The organism is Streptomyces sp. CB01881 (genome assembly GCF_002953255.1).
Lineage (GTDB): Bacteria > Actinomycetota > Actinomycetes > Streptomycetales > Streptomycetaceae > Kitasatospora.
Genome location: NZ_CP026498.1, coordinates 10,104,404 through 10,120,737, shown reverse-complemented (window position 1 = coordinate 10,120,737; position 16,334 = coordinate 10,104,404). Strand labels below are relative to the sequence as shown.

Here is a 16,334-nt window from a genome sequence, read left to right as displayed (position 1 = left end):
GGGACGATCTCCTGCTGGGCGTTCTTGCGCAGGGCGTAGTTGGTGTGCGAGTTCATGCCCATCGGGCCGGGCCGGTAGAGCGCGGACACGGCGGAGATGTCGGCGAACTCGGTGGGCTTCATCAGCTTGAGCAGGGCGCGCATGGGGCCGCCGTCGAGCTGGAACACGCCCAGGGTGTCGCCGCGGGCGAGCAGCTGGTACGTGGTGGGGTCGTCGATCGGGATCTTCTCGATGTCGACGTCGACGCCCCGGTTGGCCTTCACGATCTTGATGCAGTGGTCGATGATGCCCAGGTTCCGCAGACCCAGGAAGTCCATCTTGATCAGGCCCATGGCTTCGCACGACGGGTAGTCGAAGCCGGTGATGATCACGCCGTCCTTGTCCCGCATGTGCAGCGGGATGAGGTCGAGCAGCGGGGTGGAGGAGAGGATGACGGCGGCGGCGTGCACGCCGGTGCCGCGGATCAGGCCCTCGATGCCCAGGCCGGTGTCGATGATCTTCTTGACGTCGGGCTCGTTGCCGTACAGCGACCGGATCTCGGTGCCCTCGTTGTACCGGGGGTGCTTCTCGTTGAAGAGGTCCGCCAGCGGGACGCCCTTGCCCATGACGTCCGGCGGCATCGCCTTGGTGATCCGGTCGCCCATTGCGAAGGGGTAGCCGAGGATGCGGTTGGCGTCCTTGACGGCGGCCTTGGCCTTGATCGTGCCGAAGGTGTTGACCTGGGCGGTGTAGGCGGAGCCGTACTTCTCGGTGACGTAGCGCACCATCTGGTCGCGCTGGCGGTCGTCGAAGTCGATGTCGACGTCCGGGGGGTTGATGCGCTCGGGGTTGAGGAACCGCTCGAACAGCAGGTCGTGCTCCAGCGGGTCCAGCTCGGTGATCCGGGTCAGGTAGGAGACCATCGAGCCGGCCGCCGAGCCTCGGCCCGGGCCGACCGGGATGCCGTTGTCCCGGGCGTACTGGCAGATGTCGGCGACCACGAGGAAGTAGGCGTCGAACCCCATCGGGCTGATCACGCCCATCTCCAGCTCGATCCGGTCCAGCACCTCCTGGCTCGGGTTGTCGCCGTAGCGGTGCTGGAGCCCGGCGGCGATCTTCTGGCGCAGGTACGAGGCCTGGGTCTCGCCCTCGGGCACGTCGAACTGCGGCATCCGGTCGACGTAGGTGAAGACCTCCTCGTACGACTCGACCCGCTCGGCGATCGCCAGCGTGTTGTCGCAGGCCTCCGGCAGCTCGCGGAAGAGCTCGCGCATCTCCTCGGCGGTCTTGACGTAGTAACCGGAGCCGTTGAACTTGAAGCGGTTCGGGTCGTCCTTGTTCTTGCCCACGCCGACGCAGAGCAGGCTGTCGTGGGCGTCCGCCTGGTCGGCGGTGACGTAGTGCGAGTCGTTGGTGGCGAGCAGCGGGATGTTCAGCTGCTTGGCCAGGCGCAGCAGGTCCGCGCGGACGTCCTGCTCGATGGAGAGGCCGTGGTCCATCAGCTCCAGGAAGTAGTTCTCCCTGCCGAAGATGTCCTGGTAGGCGCCGGCGGCCTTGACCGCCTCGTCGTACTGCCCGAGCCGCAGCCGGGTCTGCACCTCGCCGGAGGGGCAGCCGGTGGTGGCGATGATGCCGGTCGCGTTGGCGGCGATCAGCTCGCGGTCCATCCGGGGCTTCATGTAGTAGCCCTCCATCGACGCGAGCGAGGAGAGCTTGAAGAGGTTCCGCAGGCCGGTGGCGTTCTGTGCCCACATGGTCATGTGGGTGTAGCGGCCGCCGCCGGAGACGTCCTTGCCGCCCTCGCCGTCCGAGCTGGCCGGGCGCTGGCCGCCGGGGGACCAGAACACCTGCTTCTTCAGGAAGCGCGAGCCCGGGGCGACGTACGCCTCGATGCCGATGATCGGCTTCACGCCGGTCTTGGCGGCGGCGTGGAAGAACTCGTACGCGCCGAACATGTTGCCGTGGTCGCTCATCGCGATGGCCGGCATGCCCTGCCGCTCGGCCTCCGCGAACAGTTTGCCGTTCTTCGCGGCCCCGTCCAGCATCGAGTACTCGGTGTGGACGTGCAGGTGCGCGAAACTGTCGGACACGTCGGCGGGCTCCTTGTCGGCGGGGCTGGCGTCCGGGGCGGGCACCCCGGGGCGGAGCCCTCCAGGCTAGCCGGTCGGCGCGGACGACTCGCCCGGGCGGGCACCCCGGCGGCGGTCCTCGACGTGATCCTCCCGGTCCTTCGACGGGCTCCGCGCGGCCTCGCCACGGCCTCCGTGAACGGTCTGCGCGCGCCCTCCCGCCCGGCCCCGGCAGGGACGCGCCGCCGACGGGAGGGCGGCCGGAAAATTCGCCGTCTGGTCGTCAATTGCCTGCGAGACTTACCATGTTGGCCGACGAACGAGGGGGTGCGGGGTGGCGCAGGGGGGTGCGGAGCCCGGGCGGCGGCTGGAGAGTGCGATCGCCTGGGCGCTGCGGAACTCGGACGGCGTCGTCGCCTTCTGCGGCGCGCTGGCCGTCGGGCTGCTCGACCTCTTCGGCGGCGGGCTCGGGGACAACGTCGTCTCGGGCGCGACCCTGCTGGTACTGGCGGCGGTGGTGTACGGGTCGCTGGCCGAGCGCCGGCGCCGGATCAGCGACATCCGGGAGGCGACGGCCGGTGCCCGGCAGGCGCTGGACAACCTGACCTCGGTGCGGGAGCTGGCCGGGGTGGAACTGGAACGGGCGCTGGAGCGGGCGCGCCAGGACACCGACCGGTGGGTGTTCAAGGGCGGCACCGGCACCTACCTGCGGGCGGTCACCCTGCCCGAGTGCGTCCGGGAGGCGCAGCGCCGCCGCCGCTCGCTCACCGTCAAGATCGACATCGTGCACCCGGGCGACGAGCGGGCCTGCGCGGCGTACTCGCGGTTCCGGGAGACCTTCAGCAGCCGCCCGGACGGCGCGCAGCCCGGCGGGTGGAGCGTCGAGCGCACCCGCCGGGAGTCCTACGCCACGGTGTTCGCCGCCGCCTGGTACCGCCAGCGGCTCGACACCCTGGAGATCGACGTCCACCTCTCGTCCGTCGTCCCGACGCTCCGCTTCGACCTCTCGGCGTCGTGCCTGGTCATCACCCAGGACGACCCGCGGCGGGTCAGCCTCTACGTCGAGCGCGGGCGCCCGCTCTACGACTACTACGTCACGGAGCTGCACCACTACCGGGAGCAGGCGGTCAAGCTCGACCTGCGGGACACCGAGCCGCTCGGTGACGACCCGACCGTCGACGAGGCCCGGCGGCTCTTCGAGCAGCTGGGCATCCGGCTGCCCGCCTCCTTCTCGGACGCGGACGTCGGCGACATCATCGACAGGGCGCTGCACGCGGAGAACCCGTACCGCAGGTAGCCGCCGGAGGGAGGAGACGCATGGACCCCTTCACGGACCCCTTCACGGGCCCCGACCTGGATCGCGGCCCGGACCCCGGTACGGGCTCCCGCGCGGGCCTCTTCGCCTCGCTCGACCTGGCCGCCGGGGAGGCCGAGGCCTCGCCCGCGCTGGACGGGCTGGTCGGCGGGATCCTGGCGGAGGTCGCCTCGGGCGCGAGAGCGGTGCGGGCCGTCGCCCACCCCCTCGGCTTCTTCTGCCTGCCGGTGCTGCGCGACGGCGCGCTCGGCGTCTGCGTGCACGTCTTCGGTCCGGACGCCGCCGGGCCGCGCCCGGCCCGCGCCGTGCGGGAGATCCACTGCCACAGCTGGGAGCTGAAGAGCAGCGTGCTGTACGGGCGGGTCGGCAACCTGCGGGTCGGGGTCCACGACGAACCGGTCCGCCCGACCCACCGCGCGTACGAGGTGCACAGCGCGGAGGGCACGGACGAGATCCGGCCGACCGCCAGGCTGGTGCGCTGGGAGCCGCTCGGCGAGCGGACCAGCGCGCGCGGCGAGACGTACACCCTGGCGGCCGGCGAGTTCCACGCGACCGTCCTGCCGGGCGGCGCACCGGCCGCGACGGTGGTGCTGGGGCGTTCGGTGCCCGGCCCGGTGGACGTCGTCCTCGGGCCGCTCGACGGCCGTGCCCGCCGGGTGGTGCGGCGGCAGTGCGACGCGGCCCGGACCGCCCGGATCGCCGAAGCGGCAGCCAGGAGGCTCAGTGAACCCCCGTCCGAAGACTGACCCCGGCGGCACCGGCGGCACCGGCAGCCCTGGCTTCGAGGCCGAGTGCCAGGCCGCGGTCGACATCGCCGAGGAGGCGGGCGGGCTGCTGCGCTCCCGTTTCCGGCGCGCCTTCCGGATCCACCCGAAGGGCGAGGACGGCGACGTGGTCACCGAGCTGGACCTGCTGGCCGAGGAACTGGTCACCCGGCGACTCGCCGAGCGCTTCCCGTCCGACCGTATCGTCGCCGAGGAGGGCGGCGGGACGGGACCCGGTGCGGGTGGCGGGGGCGGACCCTCCGGGCGGACCTGGCTGGTGGACCCGCTCGACGGCAGCAACAACGTGGTGGTCGGCCTGCCCGTCTACGTGGTGGGCATCGCGCTCTGCGTCGGTGACGAGCCGGTCCTCGGGGTCGTGCACGACCCGGTGACCGGCCGGACGTGGCGGGCGGTGCGCGGCGGCGGCGCCTTCGGCCCGCGCGGGCGGCTGCGCCGGCCGTCCGGCCCGCCGGCCCCCGCCGGACCGGTGCTCGCCTGGACGCAGGGGCACGGGGTGCCGGCCGGCGACCCGGTGTGCCGGGCGCTGAAGGAGGGGCTGGAGGCCGGCTCGCGGCGGCTGCTCCAGCTCTGGGCGCCCCTGCTCACCTGGTCGATGCTGGCCCGGGGCGACATCGACGGTTTCGTCGGCTACCGGGCGGAGGAGATCGACCTGCCCGCCGGGTGTCTGCTCGCGGCCGAGGCGGGCCTGGAGATCCGCCGGCTGGACGGCGGCCGGTTCAGCGGGCGGATCGGGCAGCCGGACACCGCACGGAGCTTCGTCGCGGGGCGCCCGGAGGTGCTGCCCCACCTGCTGGACCTGGTCGCCCGGGCCGCCAAGCCCGACGACGGCTTCGGACCGTGAGGCGCCGGGCCGGGCCTCGTGCCGGGCCCGTCCGCGCGGGCCGGACCCGCGCCGCGCCGGGCTCGCCACGGCCCCGCTAGGAGGTCAGCGCGAGCGCCGACGTGGCCAGCAGCACGCCGCCGACCGCGAGCACCGCGCTGGTCCCGGCGACGCCCCGCAGCGGCACCCGCAGGCCGGCCGAGCGGCACCGCTCGTACCAGAGCAGGGTGGCGAGCGAGGCCCACGGCGTGATCAGCGGGCCGATGTTGGTGCCGATCAGCAGCGAGAGCAGCTGCTGGTGGTTGGCGACCGGCACCGCGGCCTCCCCGGCCAGGTACACGGGCAGGTTGTTGAGCAGGTTGGACAGGCCCGCTCCGACGGCCGACGCCCGGAACATCCCGAGCACCCCGCCGTCCGCCCCGATCGCCGAGGCCAGCACCCGGTGCAGCCCGTGCGCGTCGACGGTCTGCACCACGAGGAACATCCCCGGCACCATGACCAGCAGCCGCCACGGGACGAGCGAGGCCCGCAGCGCCTCCGGCCGGCGGACGGCGAAGGCCGCCACCGCGACCAGGGCGGCCGTCCCCGAGGCCGCCCAGAGCGGGAGACCGGTCAGCAGGGTCGCCAGCAGGAAGCCGGCGCAGGCCAGCCCGCAGACCCGGAACAGCACCCGGTCGCCGGGCCGGTGGGCCGGCGGCGGCGTGTAGCCGTCGGCGCCCCGGCGGCCGCGCCGCCAGTAGAACCCCCAGAGGCAGGCCATCGTCGCCAGCAGGGCGGCCAGCTGCGGCGCCCACATCACCCGGGCCAGCCCGGCGGGGGAGAGCGCGACCCGTTCGGCGGCCAGCAGGTTGGTCAGGTTGGACACCGGCAGCAGCAGGCTCGCGGTGTTGGCCAGCCAGACCGTGGTCATCGCCAGCGGCAGCGGCGCGATGCCCACCCGGGTGGCGAGGGCCAGCATCACCGGGGTGAGCAGGACGGCCGTGGTGTCCAGGTTGAGGGTCGTCGTGGTGCCGGCGGCGAAGGCCACGCAGAGCAGGAACAGCACCGGGTAGCTGCCCCGCCCGGCCCGCGCCACACCCGCCGCCACCACGTCGAACACCTCGGCCGCGCTGGTGAGTTCGGCCAGCACGATGACCGTGCCGAGGAACGCCAGCAGCGGCGCGATCCGGGAGACCGCCGCCCCGGCCGAGGCGGTCGGCAGCAGACCGGTGGCGAGGAGGAGCAGTCCGCAGGTGAGCAGCGCCGCGGCCACCCAGTCCAGCGGGTGGAGGCGCCTGACGGTGGGCCAGTAGGCAAGCACGCCCGCCAGGGTCGCACACGGTTGTTCTCACGTCGAGACCGGATCGGGGTGCAGGTGCGGCCTGGGCACGACGGGGGTGCGGGAGCGGGGCGCGACGCGGGCGGGAGCGGCGCACGACGGGGAGGGGACACCGGCCGGACGTAGCCGGGCCACAGGCGGGACGTAGCCGGGACACCGGCGGGACGCGGGCGAAGCAAGGCCGAACCGCCGGGCCGAACCGGGTTTACCGGCCCCCGATCGGTCACAAGCTCTCCCCCATGGGGGCTTTGGACGCGACCCCGGGTGGCCCCGGGCCGATCGACTTCTTCATCAGCTACTCACCGGCGGACGAGCGGTGGGCGGCCTGGATCGCCTGGACGCTGGAGGAGGCCGGCTACCGCGCCTTCCTCCAGGCCTGGGACTTCGTCCCCGGGACCAACTTCGTGGACTTCATGGACCGGGGCGTCACCGAGTCCGCCGCCACCATCGCCCTGCTCTCCCGCCACTACGAGCGCTCCCGCTACGGGCGGATGGAGTGGCAGGCCGCCCTGCGCTCCGACCCGGACGCCCCGGACCGCCGGCTGCTGACCGTCCGCATCGAGGACATCCCGGTGGACGGCCTGCTCGCCACCCTCACCTACATCGACCTGGTGGGCGTCGCCGAGCCCGCGCACGCCCGCCGGCTGCTGCTGGCCCGGGTCGGCCAGGCGATGGACGGGCGGGCCCGGCCCGAACTGCGGCCCGGCTACCCGGGCGGGTCCGCCGGCGTGCCCGCCGCCCCGGCGCAGCCGCAGGTGCCCGAGCCCCGGCCGGTCGGCGGGACGGGCTGGGCCGGCCGCCGCAGGCCGTCCGTCCCGCCCGAGTACCCGTCGGCGCCGGAGCGGACGGGCGAGCGCGAGGGCGTCTCGGTGCTGCACCTGGCAGGCCCGTCCTTCGGCCGCGGCAACGACCCGGTGGACCTCCAGGCCGCCATCTGGGGCGACCTCGTGGAGCTGGCCGACGCCGGCGCCCCGGCACCCGAACTGGTCGTCGTCACCGGCGACCTGACCGCCTCCGGCAGCCCCCGCGAGTGCGAGCAGGCGCTCGCCTTCCTCACCGGGATCCGCTCCCTGCTCGGCCTGGAACCCCACCGGGTGGCCGTCGTGCCCGGCGGGCAGGACGTCAGCCAGGCCGCCTCGCGCGCCTACTTCAGCACCTGCGAGGCCGACGAACTGCGGCCCACCCCGCCGTACTGGCCCAAGTGGCGCCACTACGCCCGGCTGTTCCAGGAGTTCTACCAGGGCCTGGACGTCGTCTTCGACAGCGCCCAGCCGTGGACGCTCTTCCCCGTGCCCGAGCTCGGCACCGTCGTCGCCGGCCTCAACTCCTCGATGGCGTACAGCCACCGCGCCGACGACCGGTACGGCTGGCTCGGCCCCGAACAGGCCGCCTGGTTCGCCCAGGCGCTGCGCCCGTACGAGAGCGACGGCTGGCTGCGGATCGGCGCGCTGCGCCACCCGGTCACGGCCCGGCCCGCCGGCGCCCGGTCGGCCCGGGCGGGCCAGGACGCCGAACCGCTGCGCGACCTCGACCGGTTCACCCGCCTCACCGCGCCGCGGCTGCACCTGCTGCTGCACGGCCCGTCCGACTCCCGGACGGCGGTCCGGACGCTGCCCACCGCCGCCGGCGAGGTCGGCGTGGTGGGTGCCGGCGGCCCCGGCACCCACCAGCTGCTCCGGCTCACCCGCGACGGGCTCACCCGCTGGCCCGCCCCGGGCGCCGAGCTCCAGCAGACGCCCGCCGTCTGGCGCCGGGCCCACCGGGCCTTCCCGCCGCCGCCCGACGCGGCCGCGCCGGCCGCCCCGCCGCAACCGCAGCCCGCCGCCCCGCCGCCCGCCGAACCCGAACGGGAGGCCCGGGAGCTGGCCTCCCCCGCCGACACCCTGCTGGCCCGGGTCGCCGAGGTCTGCCGGACCCGCCACGAGGGCGCCCAGATCCGCGTCGTCACGGGCGCACCGCCCCAGCTCCTCGTCACCTGGACCGAGTCCGGCTTCGTCCGCCAGCAGCGCGTCGCCGCCTGCGTCTCCACCCCCACCGCCGAGGACGTCGACCACTTCGTCGACGCCGTGCACGCCGCCGGCACCGCACCCGACGCCGAACTCGTCCACGACGGCCCGCCGCCACCGCGCGAGCTGCGCGACCGCGCCCGGCGGCGCGGCGTCCGGCTGCGCAGCTTCGTCGAGTTCCAGGGCCTGCTCGACCTGCGCGGCTACGTGGCCGCCCAGAGCGAGCGGCTCAGCACCGACGGCCAGTACCAGCCCGGCCTCTACCTCCCGCAGCGCTACCGCGACGCCGAACGCCCCGGCGGCGCCGAACGCGACGGCCTGGTCGACGAGATGCTCCGGCTGCTGGAGTCCGACCACGGCCGGTTCCTGCTGCTGCTCGGCGACTTCGGCCGCGGCAAGACCTTCGCGCTGCGCGAGCTGGCCCGCCGCATCCCCACCGAACTCCCGCACCTGACCCCGCTGTTCATCGAGCTCAGCGCGCTCGACAAGGCGCACTCCTTCGACGGCCTGGTGGCCGCCCACCTGACCGCCCACGGCCTCGACACCATCGACCTGCGGGCCTTCCGCTACATGCTCCGCCAGGGCCGCATCGTGCTGCTCTTCGACGGCTTCGACGAGCTCCTCAACCGGGTCAGCTACGAGCGGGCCGCCGACCACCTCCAGGTGCTGCTGGACGCCGCCGTCGACAGCGCCAAGATCGTGGTCAGCAGCCGCACCCAGCACTTCAGCTCCCAGGAGCAGGTGCTCACCGCGCTCGGCGAGCGGGTCGGCCTGCTGCCGCAGCGGCGGCTGCTCGCCGTCCAGGACTTCACCACCGCCCAGATCCGCGGCTACCTGGTCAACCGCTACGGCGACGAGACCGCCGCCGACCGCCGGATGCGCCTGCTGGAGGCCATCCCCGACCTGCTGGCGCTCTGCCGCAACCCCCGGCTGCTCAGCTTCGTCGCCGACCTCGACCACGACCGGCTGCGGGCCGTCGCCGGCGCCGGCCGGGCGCTCAGCGCCGCCGGCCTCTACCAGGAGGTCTTCACCGCCTGGCTGCGGTTCGAGGAGCGGCGCGGCCACGGCGGGCCGGGCGCCGCGCCCGGCCTCGGCCTGGACCAGCTCTGGGAGGCCGTCACCCTGCTCGCGCTGCGGCTCTGGGAGAGCGGCCGGGGCGCCATGCCGTACGACGAACTGGTCGACATCGCGGGCGTGCTGACCGGCCTCGCGGAGACCAGCCTGCCCACCCCGCAGGTCGCCCACGCGGTCGGCTCGGGCTCGCTCCTGGTCCGCTCCGACGAGGGCATGTTCCAGTTCATCCACGGCTCGGTGGTCGAATGGCTGGTCGCCCGCGCGGCCGCGGCCGGCCTCGGCCGGGGCGAGCCCGGCCTGCTCACCCGGCGGCCGCTCAGCCGGCTGGCGGTCGAGTTCCTCTGCGACCTCGCCGACCACCAGGTCTGCCAGGAGTGGGCCCGGTCCGTCCTGGACGGCGCGGCGGACTCCCCGGGCGCCGACGAGACCGCCCGGTCCAACGCCGTCAAGGTGCTGGCCCGGCTGCGCGTCCCCGCCCACACCGACCTGCGCGGCGCCGCCCTGGCCGGCGAGGACCTCTCCCACCGGGACCTCTCCGGCGTCGACCTCGCCCGGGCCGACCTCACGGACGCCCGGCTGCTCGGCGCCAACCTCGCCGGGGCCTCGCTGCGCGGCGCCCGTCTGGTCGGCGCCCGCCTCGACGCGGCCGACCTCACCGGCGCCGACCTGCGCGACGCCGACCTGCGCGGAGCCCGGCTCATCCGCACCGACCTGCGCGGTGCCCGCCTGCGCGGCAGCCGCTGGCAGCGCGCCGCGCTGATCTCCGCGGTCACCGACGCCCGGGTGCTCGCCGCCCCCGAGCTCCGCGCCGCCGCCATCGCCCCCGGCCTGCCCGTCGAGGCCGGGTTCCGCCCCTCCGAGGTCGGCGTCCCCTACGGCTTCGACGTCCGCACCACCCGGCTGCCCGAGCCCGTCGCCTTCAGCGTCGACGGCCAACTGCTCGCCGTCGGCAGCGACGACGGCTCGGTCCTGGTCTGCGACGCCGTCACCGGTGTGGCGCTGCGCACCCTCAAGGACCACATCGGCCGGGTCTACGCGGTCAAGTTCGCCGGCGACGTACTGGCCACCGGCAGCGCCGACGGCACCGTCCGGCTCTGGGACCCGGTCTCCGGCGAATGCCGCCACCGGCTCGACATCCACCCCGGCGGCGTCTGGCCGGTCTCGCTCGGCCCCGGCGGAGCCCTGCTCGCCACCGGCGACGCCGAGGGCACCGTCACCCTCTGGGACACCGCCGCCGGCCGGCTGCTGCGCAGCCTCCCCGGCCACGCCGCGCCCGTCTACACCGCGGTGTTCAGCCCCGACGGCTCGCGGCTGGTCACCGGAGACCGGGCCGGTGCGGTCCGCGTCTGGTCCACCGGCAGCGGCCGCCTGACCGCCGAACTGCCCGGCCACCGGGGATCGGTGTACCGCGCCCGGTTCAGCCCGGACGGCACCCTCCTGGCCACCGGCGACGGCGGTGCGGACGGGGTGGCCGGCGGCACCGTCCGGCTCTGGGACATCGCCCGGGGACGGCTCCTGCACACCTTCGACGGACACCTCGGGCGGGTCTACACCCTGGCCTTCCACCCCGACGGCGACCTGCTCGCGAGCGGCGACACCGCGGGCCGGGTCCGGCTCTGGAACCCGCTCGACGGGACGGCCGCCGGAGAGCTGGAGGGCTGCACCGGGGCGGTCTACCAGGTGGCCTTCGACGTCGACGGCACCCGGCTCGCGGCCGGCGACAGCGACGGTGTGGTCCGGGTCTGGCGGGTCGGCCCCGCCACCAGGCGCGGCGGCGCCGCTGCCGGTGGTGGCGGCGGAGGCGAAGGCGGTGGCGGCCGGGAGGTGGTGCCGCTGCGCCGTCAGCCGCCCGAGCACCGGGGTTCGGTCTGGGCCTGCCGGTTCCGCCCGGCCGACCGACCGGCCGCCGGACCGGTCGGCGAGGCGGTCGGCGGCCCGGCCGGGGCGGACGCGGAGGCCCTGCTGGTGACGGGCGGCAACGACGGCGCCGTCCGGCTCTGGGAGCCCGGCTCAGGCCGCAGCCGGCAACTGCTGCGCGGCCACGGCCGGCGCATCGGCTCGCTCTCCTTCAACGGCGACGGCACGCTGCTCGCGGCCGGCGGCAACGACGGCGTGGTCCGGCTCTGGGAGCCCGCCACCGGCCGCCGGGCCAGGGAACTCGCGGCCCGCAGCAGCCGGCTGGTCTCCGCGCAGTTCGGCCCGGAGGGCCCGCTGATCGCGACCGCCAGCAACGACGGCGACCTCTACCTGTGGAACGCCCTGAGCGGTGAGTACCTCCGCGAGATGGACGTCGAGACCGAACACGTCTGGGCGGAGGCCTTCAGCGCCGACGGCGTCTTCGTCGCCACCGCCAACGACGACGACACCGTCCGCATCTGGTACCGCAGCACCGGAGCCCACGTCGCCACCCTGCGGGAGCACCGCGGCCGGGTCCGTTCCATCGCCTTCAGCGCGGACGGGCGGCGGCTGGCCACCGGCTGCGACGACAGCCGGGTCCGGATCTGGGACATCGCGGCCGGCCGGATCGAGACCCAGCTCGAAGGTCACCACGACCGGGTGTACGCGGTCGCGTTCGCGGCCGACGGCCGTTGGCTGGCCAGCGCCTCCTGGGACGGCGACGCCGTGGTCTGGGCCGACGGCGCCGTCCGGCACCGCCTCGGCGGCCACGTCGGCCGGCTCTGGACCGCCGCCGTCCACCCCCGCCGGCCGCTCCTCGCCACTGCCGGCGACGACCGCGTCGTCCGCCTCTGGGACCCGCACACCGGCCACGACCTCGGCCGGCTCCGCGGTCACACCGGCCGGATCCTCGCCGTGACCTTCAGCCCCGACGGCTCGCTGCTGGCCAGCGGCGGCGAGGACGGCACCGTCCGCCTCTGGAACGTCCCCGCCACCGGCGTCCCCACCCCGCGCGCCACCCTCCTCGGCGCGCCCGACGGCTGGGCCGCGCTGCTGCCGTCCGGCGCCTACAAGTACGAGGGCGACGTGGTCGGCGAGTTCTGGCACGCCGTCGGCATGTGCCGGTTCGAGCCGGGCGAGCTGGACAGCCACCTCCTGGGCGTGCACCGGCTGCCCCCGGAGGCGGAGCTGTGAGAGCCTCCGGCCGGCGGTGTGCCGGTCGGAGGCGGAGGCGGAGGGCCGTGCGGGCCGGGCCCGGGCCGGGCGGCTCAGGCCGTGCGGAGGGCCTTGAGGGGGTCGGTGCGGGCGGCGCGCAGGGCCGGGTAGAGGCCGGCCAGGAGGCCGACGACCGTGCCGATCAGCGGCGCGGGGAGGGTGGCGGCCGGTTGCAGCACCGCGGTCCAGTCGCGGGCCGCGGCCGTCCCGAGGACCACCAGGACGCCCGTGCCGGTACCGATCAGGCCGCCGAGGGTGCCGAGCACGGTGGACTCGGTGAGGAACTGCCCGGCGATGTGCCAGGTGCGGGCGCCGAGGGAGCGGCGCAGGCCGATCTCCTGGGTGCGTTCCAGCACGGCGACCAGCGTCGTGTTGGCGATCCCGACGGCGCCGACGACCAGGCAGATCCCGGCGAGCGCGAGGAACAGGCCGGTGAGGTCGGAGGTGACCTTGTCCTGGAGGCTGTGCGGGTCCGGCGGCGGGACGACGGTGAACCGTTCGGGAGCGTCCGGCCGCAGGGCGACGGCGAGTTGGCGGGCCACGACCGGGGCCGCGCCCATCCGGGTGGCCACCAGCAGCTGGGCCTCCTGGTCCTTGCCCGTACCGGGGTTGCCGAACCGGTCCAGCGCGGTGCTGGTCGGGATGACGATGCCCAGCAGGCTGTCCGGCAGGCGCTGGACCTCGGAGTAGACGCCGATCACCGTGAACGGCAGACCGTCGACGAAGACCGCGGGCTGGGCGTCCAGCCGGTTGACGCCGAGCCGCTTCGCGGCGGCCGAGCTGAGCAGCGCGACCGGCAGCCGTTCACGCTGCGCGAAGGCGTCCAGGGTGGTGCCGGCGGCCAGCGTCGGCTGCATCGCGGCGACCGCGCCGGGGGTGGCGGCGAGCAGCGAGAGGCCCTGGCCGGCGGACTCCCCGGTGGGCGTGGCGGAGATCCGCACGTCGGCCTTGGGGACCCGCCACCAGACCCCGGCCGCGGCCACGCCGTTGATCCGGCCGGCGCGGGCGTCCGCGTCCTCGGGGAACCCTGTCGGCGGGTTGGCGCCGGGGGCGAGGCCCTCGGTGGAGGGGTGGTCGGAGACGGTGACGGTGGTGGCCTTGGTGAGGCTGAACTGCTCGCCGATCTGACCGGAGGCGGTCGCGGTGAGGCCGAGCACGGCGACGAAGGCGCCGATGCCGAGGACGGTGCCGAGCATGGTGAGGGCCGAGCGGCCGGGCCGCTGGAGGGTGCCGGACATGGCCTCGGCGAGGAGGTCGCGCAGGCCGAGGCGGGAGGCGGGGTCGGACAGGACGCTGCGCACCTCAGGCCTCCCCGCTGCCGACCGGACCGCTGCCGGCCGGGCCGACGACCGCCGGTTCGCGCCCGGGTTCGGTGAGGCGGCCGTCGGCGATCCGGACGGTGCGCTGGGCACGGGCGGCGACGGCGGGGTCGTGGGTGATGACGAGCAGGGTGAAGCCCTGCTCGTGGAGCTCGTCGAACTGGGCGAGCACGGCGGCCGCGTTGGCCGAGTCGAGGTTGCCGGTGGGCTCGTCGCAGAGCAGCAGGCTGGGCCGGTTGACCAGGGCACGGGCGATGGCGACGCGCTGGCGCTCGCCGCCGGAGAGCGTGCTGGGCAGCGCGTGGGTGCGGTGGACGAGGCCGACCTGGGCGAGGGCGGCGCGGGCGGCCGCGCCGCGTTCGGTGCGCGGGGTGCGGTTGTAGACCTGGGCGAGCTGCACGTTCTCCTCGGCGGTGCGGTGGGCGAGCAGGTGGAAGGACTGGAAGACGAAGCCGATCCGGCGGCCGCGCAGGGTGGAGCGGTCGCGGTCGGAGAGCCGGGCGGTGTCGATGCCGTCGAGTTCGTAGCTGCCGGCGGTGGGGGTGTCGAGCAGGCCGAGCAGGTGCAGCAGGGTGGACTTGCCGGAGCCGGAGGGGCCGGTGATGGCGACGTACTCGCCCGAGTGGACGGCCAGGTCGGCGGGGTGGAGGGCGGTGACGGGCGGCGGGCCGGGGAAGCTGCGGCCGAGGCCGCGCAGCCGGATGACCGGCGCCGTGGCGGTGGTGGCGGGCGTCGTGGCGGGGGCGGTCACCGGCCGACCACCACCTGGTCGCCGGCGGCGAGCGTGCCGCCCTCGGCCGCGGTGACGGCCACGAACCCCTGGTCGGCGACGCCGGTGGTGACGGTGACGTTGGTCCGGGTGCCGGCGGCGTCGACCTTGGTGACGGCGGTGCGCCCGGCCGAGGTGGTGAACACCGCGGCGACCGGGACGGCCAGCACCGGCGCGGTCGAGTCGCCCTTGAGCACGGTGATCTTGACGTTCTGGCCGTTGAGCTCCGCCGGGATCGGGCCCTGGGTGGTGATGGTCACCGGGATGTACGCGGCGACGCCGCCGCCTCCGCCCCCGGCGGTCGACTGGGAGCCGCCCGACCCACCCGCACCTCCGGTACCGCCAGAACCGCCCGATCCGCCGGTGCCGCCCGAGGAACCACCGCCCCCCGCTCCTCCGGCCCCGCCGCCGCCGATCGGGACGACCCTGCCGGAGAGCGCGGCGGTGGTCTGCGCACCGAGCCCGGCGACCGTGCCGGTCAGCTTGGCGCCGCCGCCCGCCTCGGCGAGGACCTCGACGGTCATCCCGGGCTTCACCCCGGCGGCCTGGCCGGGCGTGAGCTGTCCCACGAGCCCGAGCTGACCGCTCATCAGGGAGAGCAGCACGCCGGTGGCGGGGGAGCCGACGGCGGCGTTGACGGCCGTCACGGTGGCCGGGACGGTGGGCAGGACGACCGCCTCGGCGGCCGGCAGCATCGGACCGTTCACCGCCTCGGCCTTGGCGAGGGTGTCCCGTTCGGCGGTGAGCTGTTTCTTCGCGGCGTCGAGCTGCTGGTCGACGGTCGGCCCGCCCGCGCCGGCGGTGCCGCCGGGCGCGCCCGTGCCGCCCGTTCCGCCGCTGCCGCCGGGCGCGCCCGTGTTCTGCGCGGTGGGCGTCGTGCCGGTCGTGCCGGTGGAGGTCGTGCCGGCCGAGGGGGTGCCCGTGGGCGTCGTGCCGGTGCCGGCGGAACCGCCCGTGGTGCCCGCCGACTTCTGGGCGGTGAGCGCGTCCACCGTCTGCTTCGCGGCGTCCACCGCCTTGCGCGCCGCGTCCACCGCCTGCTGGGTGGCCGTTCCGGTGGTCGGCACCGGGTAGCCCAGGTGCTCGTAGTACGCCTTGACGGCCTGCTTGGTGCCGGCGCCGAAGGTGCCCGAGGCGTCCGCTCCGGTCCGGTAGCCGAGCCCGGCGAGGGCGGCCTGCACCTCGGCGACGTCCGGGCCGGTGTCGCCCGGCCGGACGTCCCGGTAGGCGGGGACGGGCCCGGGCAGGACGAACAGCGGCCGGCCGGAGACCTCGGCCAGTTGCTGCCCGGCGGCGACCTGGTCCCCGGCCTTCACCCGCAGGCCGGACACGTAGAGCTGTTTCACGTCGGCCGAGGAGGCCGAGGGCAGCACGTCGTACTGGGTCGGCGGGAAGACCATGCCGCGCAGCACGACCGAGGGGTTCAGCACCTGCATCCCGGCGGTGGCCGTGATCAGTGTCGCGGGCGGCGGGTCGGTGGCCGCGGCCCGGTCGGCGGGGGACTTGACCAGCGAGGCGGCGCCGAGCCCGCCGACGGACACCACCGCGGCCACCGCGGCGACCAGGAGGAACGCCCGCCGCCGCCGGACCAGCCGGGACCGGCCGGGCGGCCCGGCGCCCTCCGGCACCTCGTTGCCGAGTACCGCGTCCTGCCCCTCGCCGCCGGCTGCCGCGTCCTGCCCCGCGCCCCCGTCGGCGCTCTCCTCGACCGGCCCCACCGAGCCGGAACCGTTCCTGCCGCGCCCGAACAACCCACCGTCTCCCAACGA

9 protein-coding genes are annotated in these 16,334 nt (G+C 75.5%); 4 read left to right on the top strand and 5 right to left on the bottom strand.

Annotation, left to right across the window (positions count from 1 at the left end):
* Positions 1–2,069, bottom strand: a 2,069-nt coding sequence (gene dnaE, locus C2142_RS40755; RefSeq protein ID WP_241003320.1) for a DNA polymerase III subunit alpha, incomplete at its 3' end; no start/stop codon positions are given.
* Positions 2,070–2,382: 313 nt separating this feature from the next.
* On the opposite strand from dnaE, the gene C2142_RS33545 reads away from it, so the two are divergent.
* From C2142_RS33545 to C2142_RS33535, 3 genes are read left to right on the top strand one after another with little or no spacing between them, the layout of a single operon-like run.
* Positions 2,383–3,345, top strand: a complete 963-nt coding sequence (locus C2142_RS33545) for a hypothetical protein (RefSeq protein ID WP_148646559.1) — start codon at positions 2,383–2,385, stop codon at positions 3,343–3,345.
* 20 nt (positions 3,346–3,365) lie between these two features.
* The gene (locus tag C2142_RS33540; protein ID WP_241002929.1) at positions 3,366–4,109 is read left to right on the top strand and encodes a hypothetical protein; all 744 of its coding nucleotides are present in this window, start codon (positions 3,366–3,368) and stop codon (positions 4,107–4,109) included.
* On the top strand, positions 4,087–4,989 hold the full coding sequence (locus C2142_RS33535) for an inositol monophosphatase (protein ID WP_148646558.1): 903 nt from the start codon (positions 4,087–4,089) through the stop codon (positions 4,987–4,989). Before C2142_RS33540 ends, C2142_RS33535 begins: the two co-directional genes overlap by 23 nt.
* A gap of 76 nt (positions 4,990–5,065) precedes the next feature.
* Here C2142_RS33535 and C2142_RS33530 read toward each other — a convergent pair whose 3' ends face one another.
* The gene (locus tag C2142_RS33530; protein WP_241002928.1) at positions 5,066–6,268 is read right to left on the bottom strand and encodes an SLC13 family permease; all 1,203 of its coding nucleotides are present in this window, start codon (positions 6,266–6,268) and stop codon (positions 5,066–5,068) included.
* Between the two features lie 257 nt (positions 6,269–6,525).
* Between C2142_RS33530 and C2142_RS33525 the strand changes: the two genes are divergently transcribed.
* Positions 6,526–12,456, top strand: coding sequence for a TIR domain-containing protein (locus C2142_RS33525; protein WP_148646557.1), 5,931 nt, complete (start codon positions 6,526–6,528; stop codon positions 12,454–12,456).
* A 74-nt stretch (positions 12,457–12,530) separates the two neighbouring features.
* On the opposite strand, the gene C2142_RS33520 is transcribed toward C2142_RS33525, so the two are convergent.
* From C2142_RS33520 to C2142_RS33510, 3 genes are read right to left on the bottom strand one after another with little or no spacing between them, the layout of a single operon-like run.
* Complete coding sequence (locus tag C2142_RS33520; RefSeq protein ID WP_241002927.1) at positions 12,531–13,778, bottom strand: ABC transporter permease; 1,248 nt, start codon at positions 13,776–13,778, stop codon at positions 12,531–12,533.
* A gap of 1 nt (position 13,779) precedes the next feature.
* Positions 13,780–14,547, bottom strand: coding sequence for an ABC transporter ATP-binding protein (locus C2142_RS33515; RefSeq protein ID WP_148646556.1), 768 nt, complete (start codon positions 14,545–14,547; stop codon positions 13,780–13,782).
* Complete coding sequence (locus C2142_RS33510; RefSeq protein WP_148646555.1) at positions 14,544–16,283, bottom strand: peptidoglycan-binding domain-containing protein; 1,740 nt, start codon at positions 16,281–16,283, stop codon at positions 14,544–14,546. Before C2142_RS33510 ends, C2142_RS33515 begins: the two co-directional genes overlap by 4 nt.
* Positions 16,284–16,334 lie beyond the last annotated feature (51 nt).

Bases quoted from the DNA above. Each gene is read 5' to 3' on its own strand.
- C2142_RS33525 (WP_148646557.1), top strand. From the start codon at position 6,526: ATGGGGGCTTTGGACGCGACCCCGGGTGGCCCCGGGCCGATCGACTTC.
- C2142_RS33540 (WP_241002929.1), top strand. From the start codon at position 3,366: ATGGACCCCTTCACGGACCCCTTCACGGGCCCCGACCTGGATCGCGGC.